This window comes from Gracilibacillus alcaliphilus (assembly GCF_016909015.1).
Taxonomy (GTDB): Bacteria; Bacillota; Bacilli; order Bacillales; family Amphibacillaceae; genus Gracilibacillus; species Gracilibacillus alcaliphilus.
The window spans coordinates 40,225-65,470 of record NZ_JAFBFA010000026.1; the positions used below are offsets into that span (position 1 = coordinate 40,225).

The 25,246-nt window shown below is 39.4% G+C and carries 23 protein-coding genes; 2 read left to right on the forward strand and 21 right to left on the reverse strand.

The window, feature by feature from the left end; genetic code table 11:
- Nucleotides 1-192 precede the first annotated feature (192 nt).
- The 11 genes from pyrE to lspA form a co-directional block, all read right to left on the reverse strand.
- Nucleotides 193-816, reverse strand: coding sequence for an orotate phosphoribosyltransferase (gene pyrE, locus JOD18_RS16790; RefSeq protein WP_204670273.1), 624 nt, complete (start codon nucleotides 814-816; stop codon nucleotides 193-195).
- The gene (gene pyrF, locus JOD18_RS16795) at nucleotides 809-1,513 is read right to left on the reverse strand and encodes an orotidine-5'-phosphate decarboxylase (RefSeq protein ID WP_204670274.1); all 705 of its coding nucleotides are present in this window, start codon (nucleotides 1,511-1,513) and stop codon (nucleotides 809-811) included. The genes pyrE and pyrF overlap by 8 nt, the downstream gene beginning before the upstream one ends.
- Nucleotides 1,510-2,421 carry a dihydroorotate dehydrogenase gene (locus tag JOD18_RS16800; protein WP_204670275.1) on the reverse strand — a complete coding sequence of 304 codons (912 nt, stop codon included), beginning with the start codon at nucleotides 2,419-2,421 and terminating at the stop codon, nucleotides 1,510-1,512. The genes pyrF and JOD18_RS16800 overlap by 4 nt, the downstream gene beginning before the upstream one ends.
- Nucleotides 2,418-3,179, reverse strand: a complete 762-nt coding sequence (locus JOD18_RS16805; RefSeq protein ID WP_204670276.1) for a dihydroorotate dehydrogenase electron transfer subunit — start codon at nucleotides 3,177-3,179, stop codon at nucleotides 2,418-2,420. The genes JOD18_RS16800 and JOD18_RS16805 overlap by 4 nt, the downstream gene beginning before the upstream one ends.
- Nucleotides 3,176-6,376 (reverse strand): carbamoyl-phosphate synthase large subunit, encoded by a 3,201-nt coding sequence (gene carB / locus JOD18_RS16810; protein ID WP_204670277.1) that lies wholly within the window; start codon nucleotides 6,374-6,376, stop codon nucleotides 3,176-3,178. Before carB ends, JOD18_RS16805 begins: the two co-directional genes overlap by 4 nt.
- Nucleotides 6,376-7,464: a carbamoyl phosphate synthase small subunit gene (locus tag JOD18_RS16815; protein ID WP_204670278.1), complete on the reverse strand. Its 1,089-nt coding sequence runs from the start codon at nucleotides 7,462-7,464 to the stop codon at nucleotides 6,376-6,378. The genes carB and JOD18_RS16815 overlap by 1 nt, the downstream gene beginning before the upstream one ends.
- Nucleotides 7,461-8,741 carry a dihydroorotase gene (locus JOD18_RS16820; RefSeq protein WP_204670279.1) on the reverse strand — a complete coding sequence of 427 codons (1,281 nt, stop codon included), beginning with the start codon at nucleotides 8,739-8,741 and terminating at the stop codon, nucleotides 7,461-7,463. Before JOD18_RS16820 ends, JOD18_RS16815 begins: the two co-directional genes overlap by 4 nt.
- A gap of 219 nt (nucleotides 8,742-8,960) precedes the next feature.
- Entirely contained in the window at nucleotides 8,961-9,854 is an 894-nt protein-coding gene (locus tag JOD18_RS16825) for an aspartate carbamoyltransferase catalytic subunit (protein WP_204670280.1), read from the reverse strand.
- A 131-nt stretch (nucleotides 9,855-9,985) separates the two neighbouring features.
- Complete coding sequence (pyrR, locus tag JOD18_RS16830) at nucleotides 9,986-10,531, reverse strand: bifunctional pyr operon transcriptional regulator/uracil phosphoribosyltransferase PyrR (RefSeq protein ID WP_204670311.1); 546 nt, start codon at nucleotides 10,529-10,531, stop codon at nucleotides 9,986-9,988.
- Between the two features lie 200 nt (nucleotides 10,532-10,731).
- Complete coding sequence (locus tag JOD18_RS16835) at nucleotides 10,732-11,646, reverse strand: RluA family pseudouridine synthase (RefSeq protein WP_204670281.1); 915 nt, start codon at nucleotides 11,644-11,646, stop codon at nucleotides 10,732-10,734.
- Nucleotides 11,643-12,116: a signal peptidase II gene (gene lspA, locus JOD18_RS16840; protein ID WP_204670282.1), complete on the reverse strand. Its 474-nt coding sequence runs from the start codon at nucleotides 12,114-12,116 to the stop codon at nucleotides 11,643-11,645. Before lspA ends, JOD18_RS16835 begins: the two co-directional genes overlap by 4 nt.
- A 370-nt stretch (nucleotides 12,117-12,486) precedes the next feature.
- On the opposite strand from lspA, the gene JOD18_RS16845 reads away from it, so the two are divergent.
- A complete protein-coding gene (locus tag JOD18_RS16845) occupies nucleotides 12,487-12,873 on the forward strand; it encodes a YhjD family protein (RefSeq protein ID WP_204670283.1) in 387 nt (128 codons plus the stop codon).
- Here the strand turns inward: JOD18_RS16845 and JOD18_RS16850 are convergent.
- Nucleotides 12,860-13,138 carry a hypothetical protein gene (locus tag JOD18_RS16850; protein ID WP_204670284.1) on the reverse strand — a complete coding sequence of 93 codons (279 nt, stop codon included), beginning with the start codon at nucleotides 13,136-13,138 and terminating at the stop codon, nucleotides 12,860-12,862. The genes JOD18_RS16845 and JOD18_RS16850 overlap by 14 nt on opposite strands.
- Nucleotides 13,139-13,300: 162 nt before the next feature.
- Here JOD18_RS16850 and JOD18_RS16855 point away from each other — a divergent pair, with 162 nt between their 5' ends.
- Entirely contained in the window at nucleotides 13,301-14,323 is a 1,023-nt protein-coding gene (locus JOD18_RS16855; protein ID WP_204670285.1) for a YheC/YheD family protein, read from the forward strand.
- Between the two features lie 75 nt (nucleotides 14,324-14,398).
- Here JOD18_RS16855 and JOD18_RS24655 read toward each other — a convergent pair whose 3' ends face one another.
- The 9 genes from JOD18_RS24655 to JOD18_RS16900 all read right to left on the reverse strand — a co-directional run bounded on the left by JOD18_RS24655 (nucleotide 14,399) and on the right by JOD18_RS16900 (nucleotide 25,239).
- Nucleotides 14,399-15,181: a M15 family metallopeptidase gene (locus JOD18_RS24655; protein ID WP_275583033.1), complete on the reverse strand. Its 783-nt coding sequence runs from the start codon at nucleotides 15,179-15,181 to the stop codon at nucleotides 14,399-14,401.
- Nucleotides 15,182-15,279: 98 nt separating this feature from the next.
- Nucleotides 15,280-15,507 carry a phage holin gene (locus JOD18_RS16865; protein ID WP_204670287.1) on the reverse strand — a complete coding sequence of 76 codons (228 nt, stop codon included), beginning with the start codon at nucleotides 15,505-15,507 and terminating at the stop codon, nucleotides 15,280-15,282.
- A gap of 12 nt (nucleotides 15,508-15,519) precedes the next feature.
- A complete protein-coding gene (locus tag JOD18_RS16870) occupies nucleotides 15,520-15,807 on the reverse strand; it encodes a hemolysin XhlA family protein (RefSeq protein ID WP_204670288.1) in 288 nt (95 codons plus the stop codon).
- A 35-nt stretch (nucleotides 15,808-15,842) separates the two neighbouring features.
- Entirely contained in the window at nucleotides 15,843-16,025 is a 183-nt protein-coding gene (locus tag JOD18_RS16875) for a hypothetical protein (RefSeq protein WP_204670289.1), read from the reverse strand.
- A complete protein-coding gene (locus tag JOD18_RS16880) occupies nucleotides 16,025-18,154 on the reverse strand; it encodes a phage tail protein (RefSeq protein WP_338029559.1) in 2,130 nt (709 codons plus the stop codon). Before JOD18_RS16880 ends, JOD18_RS16875 begins: the two co-directional genes overlap by 1 nt.
- A gap of 18 nt (nucleotides 18,155-18,172) precedes the next feature.
- Entirely contained in the window at nucleotides 18,173-18,991 is an 819-nt protein-coding gene (locus tag JOD18_RS16885; protein WP_204670290.1) for a hypothetical protein, read from the reverse strand.
- 48 nt (nucleotides 18,992-19,039) lie between these two features.
- Nucleotides 19,040-21,004, reverse strand: a complete 1,965-nt coding sequence (locus tag JOD18_RS16890) for a polysaccharide deacetylase family protein (RefSeq protein ID WP_204670291.1) — start codon at nucleotides 21,002-21,004, stop codon at nucleotides 19,040-19,042.
- A 12-nt stretch (nucleotides 21,005-21,016) separates the two neighbouring features.
- Nucleotides 21,017-21,817 carry a distal tail protein Dit gene (locus JOD18_RS16895; protein WP_204670292.1) on the reverse strand — a complete coding sequence of 267 codons (801 nt, stop codon included), beginning with the start codon at nucleotides 21,815-21,817 and terminating at the stop codon, nucleotides 21,017-21,019.
- Nucleotides 21,814-25,239 (reverse strand): phage tail tape measure protein, encoded by a 3,426-nt coding sequence (locus JOD18_RS16900; RefSeq protein ID WP_204670293.1) that lies wholly within the window; start codon nucleotides 25,237-25,239, stop codon nucleotides 21,814-21,816. Before JOD18_RS16900 ends, JOD18_RS16895 begins: the two co-directional genes overlap by 4 nt.
- Between the last annotated feature and the right edge of the window lie 7 nt (nucleotides 25,240-25,246).

Below are 25,246 nucleotides of genomic sequence, written 5' to 3' on the forward strand. Positions count from 1 at the left end.
GACATTTACAGGCTATTTGCTGGCCATTTACACGACTTAATGCTCACTCACCACTATGTTCAAATATTGCATAAAACGACAGATTCAATGCCAAATCTGTTTCCTTCTACTACAAAACAAAAAACGGAGCCGATTTTTGGCTCCATTTGATGAATTACCCTATTTTATGCGGTTGCCCGGGAAATATTTCATTTATGATTTCCCAAGGTCATCGCGCCATGCTAATAAATCTAGTTTCTCTGCTTCGGTTATTTCCCCTTTTTCTACTAATGCATCAGCCAGAATATTAAAGTTTGTAATCGTTTGGAATGGAATCTTCGCAGTGGCAAATTGCTCATCTGCTTTGGTTAGTCCATAGCTGAAGATAGCTAATACACCTAATACTGCTGCACCGGCTTCTTGAAGTACTAAGGCACTTTGCAAAGAAGAACCTCCGGTAGAAATAAGGTCTTCAATCACAATCACCTTATCCCCCGGTTGAATTTTCCCTTCGATTTGGTTGCCTTTGCCATGGCCTTTAGGCTTGGAACGCACATACACCATCGGCAAATCTAAATATTCCGCTAACCATGCTGCATGAGGAATACCTGCTGTCGCACAGCCGGCAATCACATCTGGCTTCTCATCCATCTCTTCAATAAGCGCCGCAAATTGTTCTGCAATTTGTTTTCTTACCTTTGGATATGACATCGTTAACCGATTATCACAATAAATCGGTGAATGAATACCGGATGTCCAAACAAAAGAACGATCGGGACGAATTTGAATTGCCTCTATTTCATATAAAGCATTTGCCATCTCTGTCGCTTTAACCATTATTCCACTCCTCTGTTACTCGTTGATAATTTTCTTTTGGATTGGCTGCCTGGGTAATACTTCTGCCAATTACCAGATAGTCGGCTCCTAATTGCTTGGCTAACTGTGGTGTTGCCACACGCTGCTGATCATCTTTACTGGAATCTAACAGACGAATTCCTGGTGTAACAGTCAAAAAGTCTTCGCCGCATGTCTCCTTTATAATCGGTACTTCATGGGCAGAACACACCACACCATCTGCTTCGCTTTCCTTCGTTAGCAAGGCTAGACGCTTTACAGCCTCTTCTAATGGCTGTTTCACATATAGCTCGTTTTCTAAAGTAAATTGATCCATAGACGTAAGTACTGTTACCGCGATTAACTTTGGAATCTTCGTTTTGGCACCGGCAGCTAAGCCTCTTTTCGCTGCCTGAATCATTTTGGTGCCCCCGGCTGCATGGACATTTACGATGTCTACGCCCAGATCTGCTAGATTAAACATCGCCTTTTCGACTGTAGTTGGGATATCGTGAAGCTTCAAGTCTAAGAAAATAGGGTGACCATGAGCTCTTAACCAATCAATCATGGTACGCCCCTCACGATAAAATAGTTCCATCCCAACTTTAACAGGAACTCCTTCCAGTTGATGCTGGGTAATAAAATCTTGTGCTTCTTGAGCCGTACGAAAATCTAATGCTACAAAAAATGGCTGCTTCATCCGATATGCCCCTTCCCGATTGCTTCTTCTACCGAGCTGAATCCGTATTTCTCCAGAACTGCTGGCAAAGCATCTATAATTTCAGGACATGCCATCGGATTCTGGAAATTAGCTGTTCCGACTGCCACTGCATTGGCACCTGCCAATAAAAATTCTAACACGTCATCAGCTGTCATGATGCCGCCCATTCCGATAATTGAAATATCTACTGCTTGGCGTACTTCATAAATCATTCGAATCGCAATCGGCTTAATCGCTGGTCCAGATAATCCACCCGTTTTATTGGCAATAATCGGCTTCCGTTGTTTCAAGTTAATTTGCATACCAGTTAAGGTATTAATCATGGAGAGACCGTCTGCACCGGCTTCAGCAACTGTTTTAGCCATCTCGACAATATTCGATACATTCGGTGACAATTTGACATAGACGGGGTAATCACTGGCTTCCTTAACCTGAGCAGTCACCTCTTTCGCTAGTTCTGGGTCAGTGCCAAACTGAACACCGCCTTCTTTTACATTAGGGCAGGAAATATTTAACTCGATTGCGGCAATGTCTTCCGAGCGATTCAGTTCTTTGGTAACTTTTACATACTCTTCGACCGTACTTCCTGCTACATTGGCAATAACAGGGGTATCGAATGAACGCAGGAAAGGTAATTCCTCGTCCACTATGCTTTTTACCCCTGGGTTCTGCAAACCAATCGCATTCAGCATGCCGCTGGCTGTTTCAGCGACCCTTGGAGTTGGATTGCCATAACGAGCCTCGCCAGTCGCTGCTTTCACGATGATCGCACCTAATTTACTTAAATCATAAAATTGACTGTATTCCTTACCAAAACCGAAGCAGCCAGAAGCCGGCATGACAGGGTTTTTTAATGATAAGCCTGGTAAATTTGTCGTTAAACTCATCCTAAGATCACCTCATTTGCCTTAAACACCGGGCCGTCTTTACAAATCTTCTTCGATTTCTGTGGGTCTTCTTTAAGCGGCACTACACAAGCATAGCAAGTTCCGACACCACAGCCCATCCGCTCCTCTAATGAAATATAACCGTTATGGGCGGCTAATTGATTAGAGACTGCCTTCAGCATTGGTGTTGGCCCGCAAGAAAAGAAGTAATCAAAGCTTGGATTAACTTTTTCAATAATATCTGTTACAAAGCCTTGTGTACCATAGCTGCCATCGTTTGTAGCGATATAAGTATCACCTATTGCTTGGAATTTCTCTTCATAAAAAATTTGATCCTTTGTTTGAAATCCTAGAATACTGGTGATTTCTACCCCTTTTTCTTTCAAGGTTTTGGCAAGATAGTACAGAGGAGGAACTCCGATTCCCCCACCTACTATCAAGGCTTGTTTTACATCTAACTGATCAATTGGGTAATAGGTGCCGCATGGCAAAATCACATCTAATTGATCCCCAGCTTGATACGTGCTTAACACCCTTGTACCTTCACCAAATATCTTGAAAATTACCGTAAATGTCCCGGCCTCTAGATCTACACCTGCCACCGATACCGGCCTGCGCAGCATATGATGCTTTAAGGCAATATGCACAAATTGGCCTGGCCGCAGTTCTTCTGCCAATGGCGATTTTAACACGACTTCAAATGTGTCCGCTGCAATCTGCAAATGGCTTTGAATTTCCAATAATTGTTTGGTTATCACAGTACAATAGCCTTCCCTTCCACTGCTGGTTTCGCAGTAAATGTTGTTGAATCAATGACATTCACAATCGCCTCTGCTGTATCCAGACTAGTTAAACAAGCAATACCATGTTCAACGGCTTCCCGGCGAATACGGAAACCATCAGAATGAGGTTTCTTACCAGATGTTAAGGAGTTCACTACCACTTGTACTTCGCCTTGCTCAATAATGGAAATAACATTTTTACCTTCTGCTCCAACTTTTCCTACTTCGGTCACTGGAAGGTTAATATCACGGATTGCCTTAGCAGTTCCCTTTGTTGCATATAGGTGGAACCCTAATTCAAAGAATCGTTTGGCAATTTGGATCGCTTCTTCCTTATCTTTATCTGCTACAGTAATAAGGACTGCACCACCCATTGGCACCTTCAAACCGGAAGCTGTTAAACCTTTATATAATGCTTTTTCCAAGGTGCGGTCTCGTCCAATTGCTTCTCCGGTTGATTTCATTTCTGGCCCAAGCATTGTATCCACACTTCTTAGTTTTTCAAACGAGAAGACAGGTACTTTTACAGAAACGGTTGCTGGTTCAGGAAGTAATCCATTCTCATAGCCTAAATCAGCAAGGGACTCACCGACAATACAGCGTGTTGCCAAATTAGCCATTGTTACACCTGTAATCTTACTTAAGAATGGAATCGTACGGCTTGCTCTTGGATTTACCTCTAGCACATACACTTCATTCTTGTGTACAACAAATTGAATATTAATCAGACCTTTTACGCCTAATTTTTCGGCAATTTTAATGGTGGTATCCACACATTTCTGTTTAATTTCTTCTGATAGACGCTGGGTTGGGTAAACGGCAATCGAATCCCCAGAGTGTACACCGGCACGTTCGATATGCTCCATAACACCTGGAATAATCGTTGTTTCTCCATCACTAATCGCGTCTACTTCCACTTCAATTCCAGTTAAATATTTGTCAATTAATACAGGGTGTTTATGCTTTATATGATTTGTTTTTGCTAAGTAGCTTTCTAACTCTTCTTCATTATAAACAATTTCCATCTGACTGCCGCCAATAACGTAAGATGGACGTACCAAGACTGGATAACCGATTGAAGCAGCTGCCTCTTTGGCTTGTATCAATTGACGCACACTTTTTCCTTGCGGCTGTGGTATTTGCAGTTCTTGCAGCAAATGTTCAAACTTGTCACGGTCTTCTGCCGTATCAATGGCTGCTAAAGGTGTACCAAGGATCTTGACACCTCTTCGTTCCAGACCTTCAGCCAAGTTAATCGCTGTTTGACCGCCAAATTGAACAATAACCCCTTCTGGCTTCTCAAGTTCCACTACGTGCATAACATCTTCTAATGTTAGCGGCTCAAAATATAACTTATCAGATACACTAAAGTCAGTAGAAACTGTTTCCGGGTTGCTATTCATAATAATTGCTTCGTAACCAGATTCTTTTAATGCCAAGACAGAGTGTACCGTTGCATAATCAAACTCGATCCCTTGACCGATTCGGATTGGGCCAGAACCGATGACAATGACCTTCTTACGATCAGAAACTGCAGATTCATTTTCTTCTTCATAAGAACTGTAGAAATATGGAGTTGCTGATTCAAATTCAGCGGCACAAGTGTCAACCATTTTGTATACGGGCACGATATTCTCTGTTTTACGCAATTGATATACATCATCAACATCCACATTCCAAACACGAGCAATTTGTGTATCAGAGAATCCGAGTGTTTTTGCTTCTCGCAAGACATCCACATTTTGCGGGATATCAGCTAATCTGGTTTCAAAATCGATAATTCTTTTTAATTTATCCAAGAAAAAGTGGTCTATTTTCGTTAAGTTAAAGATTTCCTCGACAGACATACCGCGTCTTAGCACTTCTGCCAGGATATAGATTCGCTCATCATCTGCCTTAACGAGACGTTCTTTTAATTCGTTTATTTCCACATTTTCTAGCTTATCCAAATAGAAATCTTCACCACTGATATCCAGTGAACGGATGCCTTTTAATAATGATTCCTCAAAGTTGCGGCCAATCGCCATAACTTCTCCTGTTGCCTTCATTTGTGTTCCTAAGGTACGGTTACCAAGCACGAATTTATCAAAAGGAAAACGCGGGAATTTAGTTACCACATAATCTAAGGCCGGCTCATAGCAGGCATAAGTCGTTTCCGTAATTGGATTCATAATTTCATCTAATGTCATACCGATTGCAATTTTGGCAGCAATCTTGGCGATTGGATAGCCTGTCGCCTTAGAAGCAAGCGCAGATGAACGGCTTACCCGTGGGTTTACTTCAATCACATAATACTGGAAGCTGTATGGATCCAGTGCTAATTGAACATTACAGCCACCTTCAATTTCCAAAGCACGAATAATCTTCAAGGACGCTGAACGCAGCATTTGGTATTCACGATCACTAAGGGTTTGAGACGGCGCAACTACGATGGAATCGCCCGTATGGATTCCTACTGGATCAATATTTTCCATATTACATACCACAATTGCTTGGTCATTTTTGTCTCGCATTACTTCATATTCAATTTCTTTAAAACCGGCAATATTTCTCTCAATCAAACATTGACTCACAGGTGATAATGTTAAACCATTCTGAGTAATCTGTTTTAATTCTTGTTCGTTGTAGCACATACCGCCGCCAGTTCCACCTAGAGTATAGGCTGGACGTACAATTAAAGGAAAACCAATTTCATCTGCAAATGTCAGTGCTTCTTCTACGGTAGTCACAATCTGGCTTTCAGGTACAGGTTCATTGATTTCATTCATCAAGGTCCTGAATTTTTCACGGTCTTCCGCACGTTGAATCGCATCTAACTTAGAACCTAGCAGCTCGACATTATATTCTGCCAAAATACCAGATTCATCTAAAGCAACAGCCAGATTTAAGCCTGTTTGTCCCCCCAATGTTGTCAATACCGCATCCGGACGCTCTTTACGGATAATTTTTGAAAGGAATTCTACCGTTAATGGCTCCATATACACGGTATCAGCAATCGTATGATCGGTCATAATTGTTGCTGGGTTGGAGTTGGCTAAGATCACTGTGTAGCCTTCTTCTTTTAACGATTGACAAGCCTGTGTTCCGGAATAATCAAATTCGGCTGCTTGTCCAATAACAATTGGTCCTGAACCAATCACTAAAATCTTTTCGATATCTGTTCTTTTTGGCATTAGACTTCCTCCTTCTGTGCTTTGAAGTTTTTGATGTTCTTCATAAAACGATCAAAAAGATAATTGGTATCATCTGGACCAGGAGACGCTTCTGGGTGATATTGAACAGAGAAAGCTGGATATTCTTTGTGTTTTACCCCTTCTACCGTTTTATCATTCAAAGCAATCTGTGTTAATTCTAAATCCGTTAATTCAATCGATGCCTTAGTAACGGCATAACCATGATTCTGTGATGTCAAGTAAGTACGTGATGTTTCAAAATCATAAACTGGATGGTTGGAACCGCGGTGACCAAACTTGAGACGGTCTGTATTCGCACCACATGCCAGAGCTAACAATTGATGGCCTAAGCAAATGCCGAACACCGGAATATGCGGGATCACTTCTTTAATCATCTCAATCGCTTCTGGTACATTTTTCGGATTTCCTGGACCATTTGTCAACATAATGCCATCCGGCTTTAAGCGCATGATATTCTCAGCACTATAGTTATAAGGAACAACCGTTACGTGACAGTTACGCTTTGTCAGTTCACGCAGAATACCGTGCTTCATCCCAAAGTCCACCAACACAATTCGATAGCCTCTGCCCGGGGATACATATGGTTTCAAAGTGGAAACCATTTCAACCTGATTAGTCAGAGGGATGGCTTGGGCCAGCTTTTCACTTGCACGCTCATCTGTAGCCCCTGCCTTGGTAATAATTCCTTTCATTGTTCCATATTTTCGAAGAATTTTTGTTAATTTTCGTGTATCAATACCCGAAATACCTGGAATATTATTTGCTTTTAGAAAAGAATCTAAATTCTCGTCACTGCGAAAGTTAGACGGCGAATCACAATATTCTTTTACAACAAAGCCAAAGATGGATGGGGTGATGGTCTCAAAGTCATCACGATTAATTCCATAGTTCCCAATCAACGGATAAGTCATCGTAACAATTTGTCCGCAGTAAGATGGGTCTGATAAAGTCTCTTGATAACCAGTCATACCCGTGTTAAAAACGACTTCTCCTATACTTTCTTCCAGTGAGCCAAATGCCTCACCATTAAAAATTGTACCATCTTCTAATATTAGCTGTCTTTTCATTCTGTTACCTCCTCGTAGACCTTGTCCCCTTGATAAATGGTCATAACTGGTTTTCCTGTTACTTTCCAGCTGTCAAAAGGTGTATTCTTCCCTTTAGATTCAAATGTTTGTTTATCAATTGTTGTTTCTGTTTCTAAATCAAGCAATGTTAAATCAGCGGAATGACCAACTTCGATGCGGCCATATGGCAAGTTAAATGTATCGGCAGGTTTTACCGTCAGCCAATCAATTAATTGTTTTAAGCTAAAGACACCTTTCTTGACTAAATGAGTGTGTAATAGGGAAAAAGCTGTTTCAAATCCCACTATCCCAAATGGTGCCTCTCCCATTCCATTTGCCTTTTCTGCCTCGGTATGTGGGGCATGATCGGTTGCAATAAAGTCGATAGTGCCGTCTAATAAGCCGTCAATTAATGCTTGTTTATCTTCTTGTGCCCGTAATGGTGGATTCATTTTAAAATTTGCGTCATCTTCATAGATCGCCTGTTCATCTAATAATAAATGGTGCGGGGTTACCTCAGCTGTCACTCGGATACCTGCCTTCTTGGCGTCACGAATCACCCGAACAGATTCTTTTGTACTGACGTGACAAACATGATAATGGCAATTTGCCGCTTCTGCCAGCAAGACATCTCTGGCAATTTGTACTGATTCACAAATTGACGGGATGCCTGGCAGTCCCAGTTTCTTGCTTACTTCACCATCATGCATGACACCATCATGGATTAACGTATTTTCTTCACAATGAGCCACGATCGGCATATTAATGGCTGCCGCTCGTTCCATTGCTTGTAACATCATATCAGCGGATTGCACACCAACTCCATCATCGGTATAAGCAAATGCCCCAGCTTCTTTTAATGCTTTCATATCTGTTAATGTCTCACCAACTAACCGCTGCGTTATGGAGGCATATGGTAACACACGAATAAATGCTGTATCCTTAATTCTTTGTTTCACTTGATTTAAGACCTCCACGGAATCTGGTGTTGGCTGTGTATTTGGCATTGCACATACCGTCGTATATCCGCCGCGGGCAGCAGCCTTTGTACCTGTTGCAATCGTTTCTTTTGCTTCTCCGCCAGGCTCTCTTAAGTGAACATGAACATCTACAAATCCAGGGACAACGACATGGCCTTTTCCATCAATAACTTCCGCCTGTTCTGCGGATAAGTCTTGCCCAATTGCTTGAATCACATTGCCATCCATAAGGATCTCTACTGGTTCGATACTTCCGTTATCTAAGATACGATTTACATTTTTTACAAGCTTTTTCATGGTTATTTCCTCCTTAGTTTATAAGTGACTGTTCAAAAAGTTCGGTAAAAAGGACCAAGAAGTTCAAGGCGGCGCAGACTTTGAGCCACGGAGCGTATGCTTTTAATACGTGAGTAGCGGACTTGCACAGGAGGTGTTGACTTCTACGTTACCCACACGATGTGGGTGATCTTAGTAGAAGCTCCCCTACCGCCAACTCCGACATTCGCCGTGTCATTTTTATTGGACTTTTTGAACATCCTCTATAAGTGATTCTATAACTGCCATTCTTGCTGCCACACCATTCTGCATCTGTTTAAAGATTCTGGATCGTGAGCATTCTACTAAACTGCTATCTATTTCTACACCTCTATTAACAGGAGCTGGGTGTAAAATAACGGCATGATCTTTCATTCTAGCCTCTCTATCTATTGTAAGGCCATATTTATTTAAGTAGCTTTCCTGATCTAGTACCATATGTTGATCGTGTCGTTCATGCTGGATTCTTAACAACATCAAGACATCTGCAATTTCAACAGCTTCATCCATGGTCACATATCGGTAAGGCAGACGGTCATCCCGCCATTCTTCTTTACCTGTCAGTAATACCTCACAGCCCAATGTAGATAATGCAAATGCATTCGATCTAGCGACACGACTGTGTTTTATATCCCCTGCAATCACTATTTTCAAACCCTTAAATTGTTGTAATTCCTGATAAATCGTGACTAGATCTAATAAGCATTGTGTTGGGTGTTCACCCGTTCCGTCACCAGCATTAATCACTGGAATATTCAGTGACCTGGCCAGCTGACTTGCTACATTCTCTTGAGTATGTCTAATCACAATAAAATTAGCACCGATGGATTCAAAGGTTTTCGCTGTATCATATATGCTCTCTCCTTTTAATACACTCGATGTCTCTGCCATAAAATCAAGTGGCTCAATTCCCAATCTGCGCTCAGCTACAATAAAGCTCATCTTTGTACGTGTACTCGGTTCAAAGAACAGATTGGCAGCGAAATATTGTTTTTCTAAAGGAGGAATCCCTTTTTGACTTATTTGATCTGCTCGTTTCACTAATTGAAGTATGATTTCTTCTGATTGATCTTTCATCGTCACAAAATGCTTCATCCATTGTTCCCCCTCTAATTTGTATTCAACTCAAAAAGCCTCTCTGCAAGGACGCAGAGAGGCAAACGTGTCATATCACACACGCTCATGCTGCGACCTTGCAAGCAACTCTGTACTCGCTTAAAGGTCCTTTATTCACTTTCATAAATATTGACACTGTCTTGCTGATCAATTTCCGCTAATTCTACCATAATAATTTCACTATGGGATGTCGGAATATTCTTGCCAATAAAATCAGCTCTAATTGGTAATTCACGATGCCCTCTATCCACTAAAACAGCGAGCTGAATTTGTGATGGTCTGCCTTGATCCATCACGGCATCCATCGCCGCCCTTACCGTTCTGCCAGTATATAACACATCGTCTACCAAAATAACCTTTTTGCCAGTCAGCTGTTCATTAATCTCTTTTACATTCAGCTGCGGCTCCTTTTTCTCATCGACATAGGATAAGTCATCACGATAAAGTGTGATATCTAATTCTACGGTAGGAACCTTCACACCTTCAATCTCTTGAATGCGTTCTTGCAGGCGTTTGGCAATAGGAACTCCCCTTGTTTTGATACCAACAAGAATCAGTCCTTCGACCCCTTTGTTTCGTTCTAAGATTTCATGAGCGATTCTAGTTAGTGCACGTCTCATTGCAGCAGCATCGAGTACATTTGCTTTCTTGGTCATCATGAAAACCCTCACTCCTTTTGGTTATCGACCTCTAAGGATAACTTTTCGATACAAAAAACCCTTATCCACCGTAAGTGAATAAGGGTTTAAGAGCATACTCCTAGCATATACTCATCCGATTCCTTTTCAGTCTCACGGGACTGCCTTTAAAGGTCATTATGATATTGTTTATATTATGTCAAAAAGCGACATTGAAGTCAATAGTTTTGGCGGATATTCTCCAACACTTTAACAAATTTGTCAGGCAGTGCAGCTTCAAATTCCATCTGCTCTCCTGTAATAGGATGCAGAAAGCTTAATCGAAAGGCGTGCAAAGCTTGACCATCTACATCTATCGTCTTACGCTGCCCATACTTTGGATCACCAACTAATGGATAACCGATATATTTCATATGGACACGAATTTGGTGGGTTCGTCCTGTCTCTAATTTGCAGCTGATTAATGTGAAATTCCCAGGCAGCCGTTCTTTTACTTCAAAGTGTGTAACGGCAGGCTTACCTTTCTCGGTCACATCCATCAACTGGCGATTTTTCTCACTGCGTCCAATCGGGGCATCGATCGTCCCGAAGTCATGCGGAATATCACCATGAACAATCGCCTGATACTCACGCTTGATTTTCCGATCTTTTAACTGCTCAGCAAGCCGTTCATGGGCTTGATCATGTTTGGCTACCACTAACAATCCACTGGTATCCTTATCAATCCGGTGGACAATCCCAGGCCGTTTTACTCCATTAATCCCTGACAAGTCTTGACAGTGATATAATAATGCATTTACTAATGTATCCTCTTGATGCCCTGCAGACGGATGAACGACCATCCCGCTGGTTTTATTGATAACCAAAATGTCTTTATCCTCATAAATAATATCGATGGGGAGATCTCTTGCTTCTACTTCCAATGGTTCTGGTTCAGGTATCTGCCATTCCACCACATCCCCTAGTTGACTTTTGTAATTGGCTTTCACCGGTTTACCATTGACTGTTACTAACTTTTGATCCAGCCAGGTTTTAATTTGGGAACGAGACACATCTTCTGTTATTTCAACCAGCAGCTTGTCAATTCTTACTCCTTGATCCTGTTCTTGAATAACATATTTAGACTGGCTCATTTCGTTTGCTCCTTCTTCTTATTTCTTTCCTCCATAAATGTTAAGATAAAAATCAGTATCACACCTACAACAAGTGAGGAATCGGCTATGTTAAAGATTGGGAAATTATAGTTAAAAATGTAGAAATCAAAGAAGTCAACCACTTCTTGCCTAAAGACACGATCGATAAAGTTGCCAATTGTTCCTCCAAGAATGAAGCCAAGCGCTATTCCCAAGAATTTGTTATCTTTTGCATGTTTATAAGCATAATAAAGGATGAAACCAATGACAATCACCGTAATAATATAAAAAAATGTCATCTGCCCCTCCAAAATTCCCCAGGCCGCTCCTTGATTGCGATGAGACGTTATGTAAAAGAACGATTCTATCACAGGAATGCGTTCTCCTAATTCCATATTAACGACGATAGACCACTTCGTTAATTGATCAACGATAATAACAGCTAATGCAATAATGTATACTTTCCACATAATATACCTCCGCAAGTTAATTCACACCTTCACATTATAGCAAGTGTGAAAAGTATAGTAAAGAACAAACAATTCATTGACCCTTGTTATATCAATGTTTAAATGCGATTCACCTAAAAGCACAAACGCAAGATATTGCATATTAAATAATCAATTTGGGGCTAGTTTGGGGCTAAGTTGGGACAAAAAAATACGTGGGTAGATGTCAAATAGGCAGCGATTAGACTGCCTATTTTTTATGGAAAAGTAGTTACGGTTAAATATACCATGAATAAAACTGATGAGAGGGCAATCTAATTATTTTCATTGATTAAATTTAGTTTACAGCGTATAATAAGAACAAACGTTCTTGTCGTAAGGGGTGAGTATCATGCAGTATATATCTGATGAAGAATATAAGATAATCAGCCGATATTTATTTTTGTCATTGGCCATAAAGACGCTGCAAGGCGATTTAATGAAGATTCATAATGAGCAAGTATTTCGTATCAGCGATCCCTACATTCGTTTGTTAGAATCAGCTATAGAGATGGCGAAGGAAGAACGACAAGTGTTAAAAATAACAATGAGAGATCATGGATTGAAAGTGGAGCGTTCTGGTCAAAGGCGAGATTTTACAGTATATACTTATTTCGTAAACAATAAAGAAGAAAAGCGCAGTTATTATAATCCTGCGATTAGAAAGAAAGTATTGACGATTATAGAAGATTTGTTTGAATCTGTGGATTTAAAAGGAAAAAGGCCTACTGAAGTGTAGGCTTAAATCCCAACGGTGGAAAGTCAATGTAGTTTTCTATGTCAAAACCTTCTACTTGATACTTTCCACTTTTAATACCATGCCACTTGAATAATATGTATTGTTTCAAATCCTCGTGTTCCTCACTCAATTTATGTACGTCATTTTCAAATACAAACCAATTGCGATTCAATTCCTTATCATACGCCTTAATCAAGATAAGTCCGGCTTCCCTATCTATATCTGTTTCAATGCTGAACCTATTTCTGTTTTTTCGTGATATCATTTCAATTCCCTCCTCTCTTCATAATATTTGACAAAAAGCATAAAAATCCTTCCATGATTTTATTGACCGACTTTATATTCCAGATAAACAATTAAATTTTCAATGGTATTTATCGGAAAAATACGATACAATAAATGTAAACAATTGAAAGGAAGGGTTTTCATGAGAGTAGGTATGTTAAGATTTCCTGAAAAACCGACATTTCTAGCTAGATCGATTGCATATGTGTGTGGTCATTATGGCATAGATTTCTTCTATTTCACACCAGAAGATGTCGATTTATCTAGGCAAAAAATTAACGGACAGTTTTTAATTAAAGGCAAGTGGATTCGTAAAGAGACGAGTTATCCGGACGTGATAGACAACGAACCGATGAGAGAACGACACCGACACATATACGAATCTTTAGAAGAACAAGGTTTTTTAACCACCAAACGATTGGGATCAAAGAAAAAAGTATTCCGAATGATGGAAAAGAGCGGAAATTTTAACGACGTGCTAATTCCATATAAATCAATAGAAACAGATAATGACGTTAAATCGGCTGTGGAGTTGTATGGAAAAGTACTGCTAAAACCCTCAGTAAGTAATCAAGGAAGAAATGTGTATTCGGTAGAAAAGATTAACGAAAATTATCAAATTACAACTGATTCGAACGAAATTATATATAATGAACTAGAATTTTCCTTAGAATTCAATAAACTAATCACTGATAGATCGTACATATGTCAACCTTATATCGACTCTACAACAAGAGAAGGTCATCCATTTGATGTTAGAATACATACCCGAAAAAATGCCGAGGGTAAGTGGTCTACTGTGTGCATTTATCCCAAAATAGGCATAGGAAACGCGATTACTTCAAACATAAACCAAGGTGGCGGAGTGAGTGAAGTCAACGCTTTTTTAAAGGCTCAATTCGATGATAAATGGGAATCTGTAAAACGAGAATTAAACAGATTAAGCAAAAGCCTTCCTACGAGATTCCAATCACTTTACAATCGTTCCATTGACGCTCTTGCCTTTGATTTAGGCATTGATAAAATCGGAAAAGTGTGGTTGTTCGAAGTCAATACTTATCCTGGAGCAAAGTATTTTTTTGCAGAAGACGCCGAAGCAAGAGTTAATTATTATAGATATGTATATAGCCAATCTGTCAAAATGAATGTTCAATATTCGAGATAATAAAAAAAGAACCCTCGCAACTTATCTGCGAGGGTTTTCTACATATCTATAGACATAAGCTAACATCAATATAAATTAAAACGTACCTGCATTTAATCGCTGCTGTAACCGTGTAACCATCAACGACGGATTGCTGATCTTACCATCTACAGGTGTGCCAAGGTGCTTTTGTAGTGCTCTAATTGTGGCAGGACCGAGATAGCCATCTACTTTTGATCCTACTTTGCGTTGCAGGGCTCGTACCATTTGGCTACCGCCATTACCGTATCTCACAGTACTAATTAATGCCTGTGTAACAGCATTGCGAGATTGAGCGCTGATAATGCCATCTACTGGCGTGCCTAGCGCTTGCTGTAATGCACGTGTTGTCGCTTTACCCCACAAACCATCCTCAGCGATTTTAGCCTTGCTAGGCTTGCTTGGTGCCGGTTTGCTACCTCCTACCTTTGATTTTAAGTTAGGTTTCTTACCAGCTTGTAATTGAGATAAAGACAAACCGCCCGTCATCTGCAGATGCGGATAGTCCTTGAATCCTGACCAATCCCCTCCCCACTCGAATCCTAGTGACTTGGCGATAGTTGCTACACGACGCCAATTTTTATTGACATCCCATAAGGCAGTTTTGCCGTTTTTGCTGACTAGGAAATAATCAACTGCTAGACCATAGTTATGCATGGATTGACCTGGTCTTGCGTTGGTGACAATATTTCCTGGAGTGGTTCGTCCTTGGTTGAACAGCTTTTGTTGTTCAGCATTAGAACGATAACCGGATGAGATTTGCACTCTAATACCTTCCTTATAAGCCCTTTTGATCACTTCAATAGCTGTATCTTTTACAACAGCGTGCACTGCTCCCATGTTGCGTACTGACCTATCAATTAAGGTGTTTACTGATACTGTTGACATATAAGTTCCTCCTTTAAAAATAGAAAAAGCCAACCCGTCTTGGATTGACTTTATTTAAGACCTTGCTCTTTTAAATATTCCTCATTGTATCGGGCTTTCCTCGAAACTGGATTATCCTTCCACCAAGCGTATAGCGTCATTACGATAGTTGCTACAGTAGATACCCCTGTATAGATTTCTTCCTCACTAAAAGGAAAAGGTTCCCACCCCAAAGTGATTAAAGCTTGATTGGCTAACAATATGATTAATACTACCAATCGTACAATTGCTGGTTGCATGATATCACCCCCTTAAAATATATTAGATATCGCAATGCCTACAATACCGGCTACAATAGCTGTAACTAAGGCTGTTATAAACGCACCTGTAATCTTGCGTCTAATCCAATTGGTATCATCTTGTATAGCGTTCAGTTTTTCTTGCATTGACTCAATCTGACTGTCTTGCCGTATGTCGTTACGCTGTAAATCTTCAACATCTTTTTTCATAAGATGGTAATTGCTTTTCAGTTCGCTAACATCTTGTTGCATTCTCTCCTTCCAAGCGTCCATGTCTCCCATCTCCTCATTTTTTGTCATATCCAACCCCCTACATTAAGTCATAAAAAATAAGCCTACTCGGCTTCGTAAACAGGTTTTATGTTCTTAACATCAATCCTGCTATATACAATATCACCAATGGCAATGGCATGTATATCATGGTCATTCACTTGTTTAGCTATTTCAACTGCACTATATTCTTCAACTTCTACAATGTCATCATCGCCGCTATGCGTGGTTATATTTAACTTAACCATTAAAAATTCCCTCCTAATTGGGATTGAATAAATACACGTAATATTAAATCTGCTTCGATTCTTGCCAATCCTGCAGGTAAAATTTCAACTTCATGACGACCTCGAGTTATTTTACCACTATTGTCCTTATTCATATAATCCACTAGATCAATTCTATCTCCACTTGTGCTTGTGATAGGTACGATATTACCATCTACTTTTATAGCTACTGTGTCCGGCATAGTGTCCAACTCAATAATTTCATGTTTGACGTCATGAATATGATCCGGTAATTCTATCTCATGGGTGTGATCTGGAACCTTAATTTCATGAGTATGGTCTGGTAGATCTATCTCATGGGTGTGATTAGGTAACTCTATCTCATGAGTATGGTCTGGAATTGTCACATCGTGCCTGTGATTTGGAATGCTAACATCATGGCTATGGTTTGGTATGCTCACACTGTGCGTATGGTTTGGTGTAGAAAAACTATGGCTGTGTGCAGGAATAGAGACGCTGTGCGTATGATTTAACAAAGTTGTTGGCACAGTCACTCTATGAAAGTGCCTGCCAGCTGGTGCGGGATCACCGTCTTGATCTAATCCGCTATCAAAGGCAACTATTGGATAAGAACTATTTTGGGAACTAGTTTGATTACTACCCCCGCCACTTTGAGTGGAAGTGCTAGTACCCCCACCACTACTTGATGTCGCTGTCGTCCCGCCACCAGAAGTAGTAGATTGGACGGTTGAACCTCCACTGGATGTAGACTGCACTGTCGCACCACCCGCGCTAGTGGATTTTACAATGGCTCCCCCGCCGCCTGTAGCTTTAACGATTCCGCCACCATCTTCCGTAGATTGAATGATAGATCCACCATCTTTTGTAGATGTGACAATAGAGCCCCCACCATGTGTAGCCTGAGAATAAGCACGAAACTTTTTAGTACGGTAAGTTAGTTCTACTGTGTTGATGTTCACAACATCATCGTCAATATAAAATGGGATAATGGCCGGAATCTCATCATCGCAATTATCCTGGTAAGTGAAATTGAAAATATTCGTTGCACCTTGTGAATATAATTCATTGATCTGCTGGCGCCTTTCCAGATCGGAATTAGTAGTGGATAAGTCTTCTCGCACATTTCCAATTTCAAGTTGAACATCCCCCGGATCTCCGGCTATATCTTTTTTGGTTTCTTTCATGATTCGCAAATCAACATCTGGATAGTCATTCAACTGCAACCTAACCACTTTACCTACTTTAAATTTATCAATGGACAGGCCAGTGATTCTAGACACGTCTGCAGCTGATACTTTCCATGTGACCTGTGGCACTTTCCACTTGTCTAACATTGCCTGAGCACTGGCTTTTAAAGATTCGACATCTGTAAAACGTTGATCAACCCAGACCATTTCCCTGATTTCTTCTCCTGGTTGCCTGTCCTCTAAATAAGGCAAACCATTATTAATAGAAGAAATAGTTAATTGATTAACTCCCTCACCTGCCCCTAAAGGATATATGCGGTTATATTGTGATTGTGGATCCTCTTCTATTTCCAGACCGATTAAGTTATAACCTTCCTTGATACGACAGACAGGAGTATCATCAGGTCTAATTAAAGATAGCGTCCAAGGATAAGACTGCGTATTGTATTCCCAGATATAGGCCTCATTAAAAGGCCTTGGTACGCTGAAAATGGAAGATAAAAGATTCTCATTTTCCCAACTGTAATGGAAATAGCGTGTAAAATCTATAGTGCCCATTCGCCAGTGCTTATGGATTTGCTGGTTGATTAGATAGTCCAGCACATAATAGGTTGTGTAATTACTTAATTGATGGTATTTAAAAAGCGACTTATCTAATAAAGTCGCTAAAACATGTTCGCATTGGAATTGTGCTTCTTGCGTAGAATCATTTTTTATAGTCAGCTTTGGTATAATGCGAAATAGACCTATATATTCGCCTCCATCAGTGATCTCCACGTACTTCAAAAGTTCCACTTTATCCAATTTGGGATCATTTAAGGGTAAAGAAAAAGAAGCCTGCCAGATGGCGTTGACTTCTTTTTCATAACCGATATTATATGCATTTTCCAGTATGGCTGTTGTTTGTCGGTTTAGGTTTAGTGTTTTTATAATAGTAATCACATCCAATTGTAAACATTTTTAGTGAATGCGTTCAACTTTACAGTCATTTTCTTCATTCAAAAAATCCTCAATGCTTTTAAGCAAAAAAGGAGGGAAGTATAAACTCAATTCTCCATGACTTTTATAGTTCTGTACGTCTTCATCATATTCGATGTTAAAGTCATCTAAGTCTTTTAGTAGATAGATCATATGATCATTATAGGTGTATTCTGCAACGGAATAGTGTAGCTTCAAATCCCAACCTTTATTTTTATTTTCGAAAATTGTTTGTCTTAATAAATTATTTAGGTATTTAATATCACTTTCATCGAAATTTTTGCCCATCACATATGACATTATGTTATAAGATCGCCTTTCGTTTGATGTGATGTAGTTACCTAAAAGGTACTGTAACGATCCAGCGATTATTTTTGATTTTGGTTCTCTTACTCCATAATAAATCGCCGCCCATCCTCCTTTACTGCTACCGCAATAGATGGTTTTATTAATTGATAGGCTCTCTTTTACACTATCAATTAAACTAAGGACAGCTCTTTCAACGTTAAAGTCTTTATCCTTACCAAGATAATAATTTCCACGTTGATCAAAACCAAAATCATCTAATATAAATAACCGATTAGATTTCACTTTGCTCAAAGTTTTACCATAATTATAACGGGCTTTAATTCCTGGGCGAGGTATCCCGCTAAATACAACTATTAAATCATTGCTGTTTTTATTTTTTTCTAATAAATATTTTAATGTTGTTCCATCATGATGAAATTTTCTTTCCTTGTACATTAATTTTATTTTTGTAATTCCATACTCAATATATTTATCTATCTTAGCTTTATTCAAAACATCCCTCCTTCTCATTGATTATTTTACAATAATATACAAGTTATATCAATTAACATTTATCCACTCTCCCCATGTTGATTGGGTTTGAGCAAAACGTTTCCAAGTTTCTCCTGTCGGACTGTTAAATACATGGTACTCTTGAAAGCTATAACCGTATATGGTTCTATCGGTTAATTTATGTGTGATCAAAGTTCCGTTTTTCCCTTCGATTGGCGATCCCACTGAATCATGATTTTGCACTATGGAATATGTTACCCCGATCGGAAATGATGAAAATGGAGTATCTATATTATATTCATTATCACTCGGCATAATAGCGCCACTTATCAAAAACCAATCTCCGAATCTATTTACATCTATCACCCTCCGTTTATATACTCTATTTGAAGTGGCGATGTGGTACTCTTGATAGGCGTATGAAGGCGAATTACTAGTTAAATCAGGTTTTATGTTTATCAGTAGCCCTCTAGTTCCTTCTGGGGAATCGCTTAAGTTAGGATTATTTCCAGTTATTCTTGAAAAAGTTATTCCTGTAGGAAATTCAGAAAAAGAAGATGTTGTATCATAATTATTAAATTCTGGATGATTTATAGATGAGTCAGAATACCAGTCACTGTATATTGAATTACTTAAAACATCCCGTCTGAATTTATATAGCCTATCAGTGTGTATGATATATTCTTGCCAACCAAATCCGTTCCCTTCTGAGTGGTTTCTGGGTTTAAAATTTATTAATGTACCTGTTCTGTCGTTTGGAGCTCCATCGGAAGATGTTGCATAAACGGGCGATACAGTTACGCCCGTAGGGAAATGCGAAAACGGCGTGCGAGGGTTAAACCTATCTCTATCTGAGACAGACAATGACCCAGATATTAATCCGTCCACCCCAACAACATAATGATTTTCTCCCGCTGCTCTTTGCCCGGTCTCAGAATAGTCCCCAATTTCAATGATATTCCCCATTTTATTTAAAGCATCGTTCAAAGTAGTTACCATTGTTTTAGACTTAGCGTATTGGATTATTTCAGCATACAACAATTGTAGCTCGGGGGTATTTATGTTTGCGAAATGGGTACTTATAATGGCCAATCCATTCTGTTCTGTAGCTTGATCAATCAAAGATGTACATCTTTCTTTTATTTTCGCTATTGCATTAGCTAATCCCTCGTTTTCAATCCATCCCCTCATCGGTTGGGCGGATGGATCCAACCAAATTGTTTTTAATTCATAGCTGTTTAAGGGTGGTAAATTTAAACCTAGATGATAACCGCCATCCGAGTTTCTTGCAGCTCTATAATATGACTTAGCAAATTCTCTTTCTCTTTTGCCATAATTCCCTCCCGGGTACATATAGTTATAGACATCGAATCCCATGTCTATAAGTTCTTGTTTGCTCTCTCGAAATTCTCTTTCTACAAAATCATTATCTGGATTATCAATCATAGGTGGATTACTTGGATGTGTTTTTGAGTGAGAAGCTATCTCCCATCCTAATCTTTGCAATTCCATTATTTGATCTACTGACAAAAAATTTGAAGAACCCACCCAGTCCGATACTATCGCTATTGTTTGAGGTACCTGTTCATTTTCGAAAATATTTTTTGCAATAGTGTACTCTTCTATCCTCCCATCATCTGACGTGAAGACGGTTATTCCTCTTTTTCTTCTTGATTTTGAATTCAATTCCCAATTTTCAACATTTAGCTTATTTTGGGTTGCGGTAAAATTTGATTCATTAGCATTTAATCGTTCATTTAATATTGGGTATTCTCCACGAGCTTGGATAACCTCAGCATCGCTAGTTCCTGATTCAATTACTATATTATTCAATTGTTGTTGTGTACTATTGGATTTATCATTTGCTTGATTTGCTATAATCTTCGCTTGATTAGATGTATTTACAGCAGTTCTACTATCAACTTCAGCCTTATTTGATTGATCAATAGATTTATTTAATTTGTCAGTCCCTTGTCTTAAAACGTCATCATATTTAATATGTTCTGTTGGCACTTGCCCCGCCTCCTAATTAAATTTATCTTTAAATTTCACAGACAAGGAAAAATTCAAGTTATTCCCACTTATCTGTAATTCATTCTCACCTTTAAAAAATTCAAGGAAATCAATATTATCAAGGAATACATCTACTCCATTTCGTTTTACGGTGAAATCCGTACCGTCAATAATCCAAGTTTCATTGTTGAAATTCGGAAAAGACATAGACTTATCATTTGCTCTTAAGATAAGTCCTCGTGCATTACCACTTATAGTGATTTTAGGAATAACCGCCAAACCCAATCCTTGAAATGTGATAGTTTGAGGTTGTGTGATTTGTTGTATACCAATCCCTAAATGGCCGAAAGGGATACTGGTTGAATTAAAAACAACCTCAGTGCTTCCCCATGTTATCTCGTCTGAATCAACAATTAAATATTTATGCGGATCATTAGCAACTAACGGTAAATTAAATCTCGCAAATGGTCGCACTCTCTCAGGATCAAATTGATCACTCACTTGGACCATATAATATTTATCCGGTTCATAGTCATAGACCAGCTTAAATAGTCTTGGTCTTCCGTGTTCATTAAATAAAAAAGAAACAAAATCATTTAACTGTTGTTGTAGCTTATTTCGATCTCTACCTTGTGTCCCAAATGGTAAATTAAATGGTTTTTCTTGTATTTCAGAACCAAAATTCCAACGTCCAGGCATACCTGGAATAGATGTTGTTTTGTTAACGATTTTCCCAGTCGTAGGATGACTATGTCCTTCTTCCAAAACAAGACCAAAATTAGAAGGCCGATATTTATCATCTAATAAAATCAAAAGATCACCCCAGTCTTCCTTGCATTTACTCTGATATAGTCATGTAATTGTTTAGCGATATCTTTAATATCCTGATCATTTCTCACATTAAATACTGCACCGTTAAATAATCCCTCAAAATTTACTGTAGATACCGGTTGGTTTAAATCATTGATAACTCGATTAGCCTCACCGGGCGATCTAGCACCAGTCGCATAACCAGGTATTTGTATATTGTTTAATGCACGGACAATCTTCTTGCTCTCATCATGTGTAAAGACTTCATATCCTCGTGGTCTATCATAGAGACCAAAGTTAAGCATTTCCCACCTGTTGCCCATACGACCAAGTTCCCATCCTTCTTCACCAGCTAAGAAGTTACCGCCTTTATGGCCTCCGGGTGGGGTACCATCTGCATACCCTATACCGGCAAGTGCACCACCTATTCCACCAGCAACCGATACATTCACTCTCTTGGTTACAGGCCGAGATAAATCTCTATCTAATTTTCCAGTACTAGGAGTTTGATTTACACTAAGATTTTTATCTATATTTTTCCCTAGGACACTGTTTAATCTGTCTCCTGCACTTCTAGTCTCGTTTATTAAACCCAGATGAGCTTGAGCGCCTCGATTTCTAGTTGAATAAACATCTTTAGAAGCAAGACTATTAACTTGTTGCAATTCTCCTCTTGCGCCCTGTAGTTTACTAATTTGATCATCAATTTCATTTACCTGATTGCGATATCCATCTGTATTTCTTTCAATTACATCCGTGTTTTCTTTTAATCTTCTTTTATTGGTCATTAACTTAGCTATTTCGTCATCAATCTTGTTAATACCCTCGCCTCGCTCAGCATTTAAATCAACCTGAGATAAGATGATGGCTTCATATTCATATGAAAGATCATTAAACGCATTGATTTCATCTTCAGTTTTCTTTAGAGAATCATTCTTTTTTCCAATTTGTTTATCGATTCTGTCAATTTGTTGGTCATGTTTTTCGCGAACAGAATCAAGAACCAATTTTTCATCCTCTAATTGAACAAGTTTTTCAGATAATTTGATAGATTCTTCGCCAGTCGCATTATTAATCTTATTTCTTAGTTCTAAGATCTCTGAATCTTTATCTTTTATTTCTGAAGTGACACTAGACATATCAGTAATAGCGGAAGATCGATTGTTTTCTAGTTCTTTTATTTCTCTCTGGATCGACCATTGATCTTCTAGGTTCTTTTTATGATCATTCAACCGATCAGTAATTTCCACATAAGTGTCATCTGCCAATCTTTGCTTTTCTGCTGAATTCAATTCTTTTACAGCCTCGAGCATGTTGATATATGCATTTCCTTGTTCAGAGATAGCTTGAACTTTACTAGGAGTTTTTTCAACAATTTGATCATTCAAGCCTAAAAACTCTGTCATCTCTTCATTTGTCATACCTGATTTTTCTAATAAATTCTCTTGTTCCTTGGATAATTTAGCAATGGCTTCTTCTGTTTTAGCATTTTCTAACTCAGACATAATATCCATGTACCGTAAGACTTCATCACTAGATAGCTTATTCTTATCTTTTAACTTTTCGTACTGCACAATTAAATCATCAAGTGTGTTGATTTCGTCGTGACGTGCCTTTATCGAATCTACAACATCAGCCGTATTCTCTTTTGATTGGTTATGAAGAAGATACAGAGTAGTTGTTAAAGCAGTAATACCTGCTATAGCCCAACCAACTGGTCCACTGACTCCCAGCAGGCCAATTCGTCCTATTAAACCAGCACCACCGGCTTTTCCTAACATAGTAGCGAGAGAGCCACCAATCTTTAAAACGCCTCCAACTGCCGTTGTCAAACCACCAAGACCAACACTAACTGGTCCAATCGCTGCTGCAAAAGCAATTAATTTTAAAATGTTTCGTTGCTGCTCCTCATCCATATCCGCGAAACTCTGAGCGCCTTCTTCAATTTTCTGAATTAAAGGTTCTGTTGCATTTAAAACTTCCATTAGCGCTGGAACCATGGCTTCACCCAGAGTAATGGACACGTCCTTCACACGGTTCCACAAAATTCTTAGCTGAGATTCGGTAGTAGCATACCGTTCAGCAGCTTCATCACTTAACGCACTGTTTTCTTCCCATGCAGATGTAGAATTTTCTACCGCTTCTGACAATAGATCACTTGCACCTGCTAACCTTAAGATAGTATCAGACTCACGAATACCTTTAATCCCAAGATCAGATAAAATGGAAGTTAGATTTTCTCCCTCATTAGAAGAATCTGATAGGCCTTTAATAAATAAATCAAGTGCATTGATAGGATCATTTTTCCAAGCTTCAGAGAATTCTTTGGAAGATACTCCTGCAGCCTTGGCGAATCCGGCAACCGCTTCTCCACCTTCATCAACTGCCGTTTCAATTTTCTTGAGTACCATGGTCATAGCAGTACCGCCAGCTTCTGCTTCAATACCTAGAGAAGACATTGTTGCAGCCAAGGCCATAATTTGTGCCTCAGACATCCCTACAAGGGAACCCTGAGCAGCTAATCGCATACCCATACGCACAATTTCAGATTCAGTTGTGGCCATATTGTTTCCGAGTTGCACAACTGAAGAACCTAAACGATCAAATGCATCCTGCGGCATACCAACAATATTGGCAAAACGGGCAAACTCCGTGGCCGCCTGTTCCCTTGTCATGTTGGTCGCTTCACCAAGGTCAATGATGGTCCTTGTAAATCCAAGAATGGATTCATTTTTGATACCTAACTGTCCCGCACTTTCTGCCACAGCCGCAATGTCTACAGCAGATGTAGGGAGTTCTTTTGCCATATCTCGAATACCACGGCTCAATTTGGCATATCCTTCTTCGCTCATATCCACTGTTTTTCGAACACCAGCAAAGGCAGATTCATAATCTATAGCCGCTTTAACCATAGCTGTACCACCAGCGACAATTGGTGTGGTGACACGTAATGTATAGGACTTCCCAAAGTCTGTCATTCCCCTACCGAAGTCCTGCATTTTTTGACCGGTATTGGTCATTTTTTCTCCTAGCTTTGTCCAAGGACTTTCCATACGTCTAATTTCATTGTTAAGATTTTTTAATTGATTTTCCGTATTATTCATTTCTGCAGCTGCACGATTATACTGGGCTGCCAAGTTTTGAGTTTGAACGGCATCTTCACCTTTTACTGCCTTTGACTCTTCATAACGCCTTTTCAACTCACGGACTTGTTGCTGCTGGGTTTTAAAACGGCGTGAGAGTACGTCAGATTGCTCTCGCATTCCTTTTAAACTATTGGTATAATCTTTACCGCCTGATTGCGCAAGCCTCATCTCTGAGCGCAAACCTTTTAAGTCTCGTTTAAAACCTTCCAGAGATCTATTGGCTCCTTCATCTTCCCATGATAATCTCGTCCTTAAAGCACCTATGTCTCTTGTGGCCATTTACGTG

Coding starts and splice junctions, on each gene's coding strand:
- pyrE (WP_204670273.1), bottom strand. CDS start 816: ATGGTTAAAGCGACAGAGATGGCAAATGCTTTATATGAAATAGAGGCA.
- pyrF (WP_204670274.1), bottom strand. CDS start 1,513: ATGAAGCAGCCATTTTTTGTAGCATTAGATTTTCGTACGGCTCAAGAA.
- JOD18_RS16800 (WP_204670275.1), bottom strand. CDS start 2,421: ATGAGTTTAACGACAAATTTACCAGGCTTATCATTAAAAAACCCTGTC.
- carB (WP_204670277.1), bottom strand. CDS start 6,376: ATGCCAAAAAGAACAGATATCGAAAAGATTTTAGTGATTGGTTCAGGA.
- JOD18_RS16815 (WP_204670278.1), bottom strand. CDS start 7,464: ATGAAAAGACAGCTAATATTAGAAGATGGTACAATTTTTAATGGTGAG.
- JOD18_RS16820 (WP_204670279.1), bottom strand. CDS start 8,741: ATGAAAAAGCTTGTAAAAAATGTAAATCGTATCTTAGATAACGGAAGT.
- JOD18_RS16825 (WP_204670280.1), bottom strand. CDS start 9,854: ATGAAGCATTTTGTGACGATGAAAGATCAATCAGAAGAAATCATACTT.
- pyrR (WP_204670311.1), bottom strand. CDS start 10,531: ATGACCAAGAAAGCAAATGTACTCGATGCTGCTGCAATGAGACGTGCA.
- JOD18_RS16835 (WP_204670281.1), bottom strand. CDS start 11,646: ATGAGCCAGTCTAAATATGTTATTCAAGAACAGGATCAAGGAGTAAGA.
- lspA (WP_204670282.1), bottom strand. CDS start 12,116: ATGTGGAAAGTATACATTATTGCATTAGCTGTTATTATCGTTGATCAA.
- JOD18_RS16845 (WP_204670283.1), top strand. CDS start 12,487: ATGCAGTATATATCTGATGAAGAATATAAGATAATCAGCCGATATTTA.
- JOD18_RS16850 (WP_204670284.1), bottom strand. CDS start 13,138: ATGATATCACGAAAAAACAGAAATAGGTTCAGCATTGAAACAGATATA.
- JOD18_RS16855 (WP_204670285.1), top strand. CDS start 13,301: ATGAGAGTAGGTATGTTAAGATTTCCTGAAAAACCGACATTTCTAGCT.
- JOD18_RS24655 (WP_275583033.1), bottom strand. CDS start 15,181: ATGGGAGCAGTGCACGCTGTTGTAAAAGATACAGCTATTGAAGTGATC.
- JOD18_RS16865 (WP_204670287.1), bottom strand. CDS start 15,507: ATGCAACCAGCAATTGTACGATTGGTAGTATTAATCATATTGTTAGCC.
- JOD18_RS16870 (WP_204670288.1), bottom strand. CDS start 15,807: ATGACAAAAAATGAGGAGATGGGAGACATGGACGCTTGGAAGGAGAGA.
- JOD18_RS16875 (WP_204670289.1), bottom strand. CDS start 16,025: ATGGTTAAGTTAAATATAACCACGCATAGCGGCGATGATGACATTGTA.
- JOD18_RS16900 (WP_204670293.1), bottom strand. CDS start 25,239: ATGGCCACAAGAGACATAGGTGCTTTAAGGACGAGATTATCATGGGAA.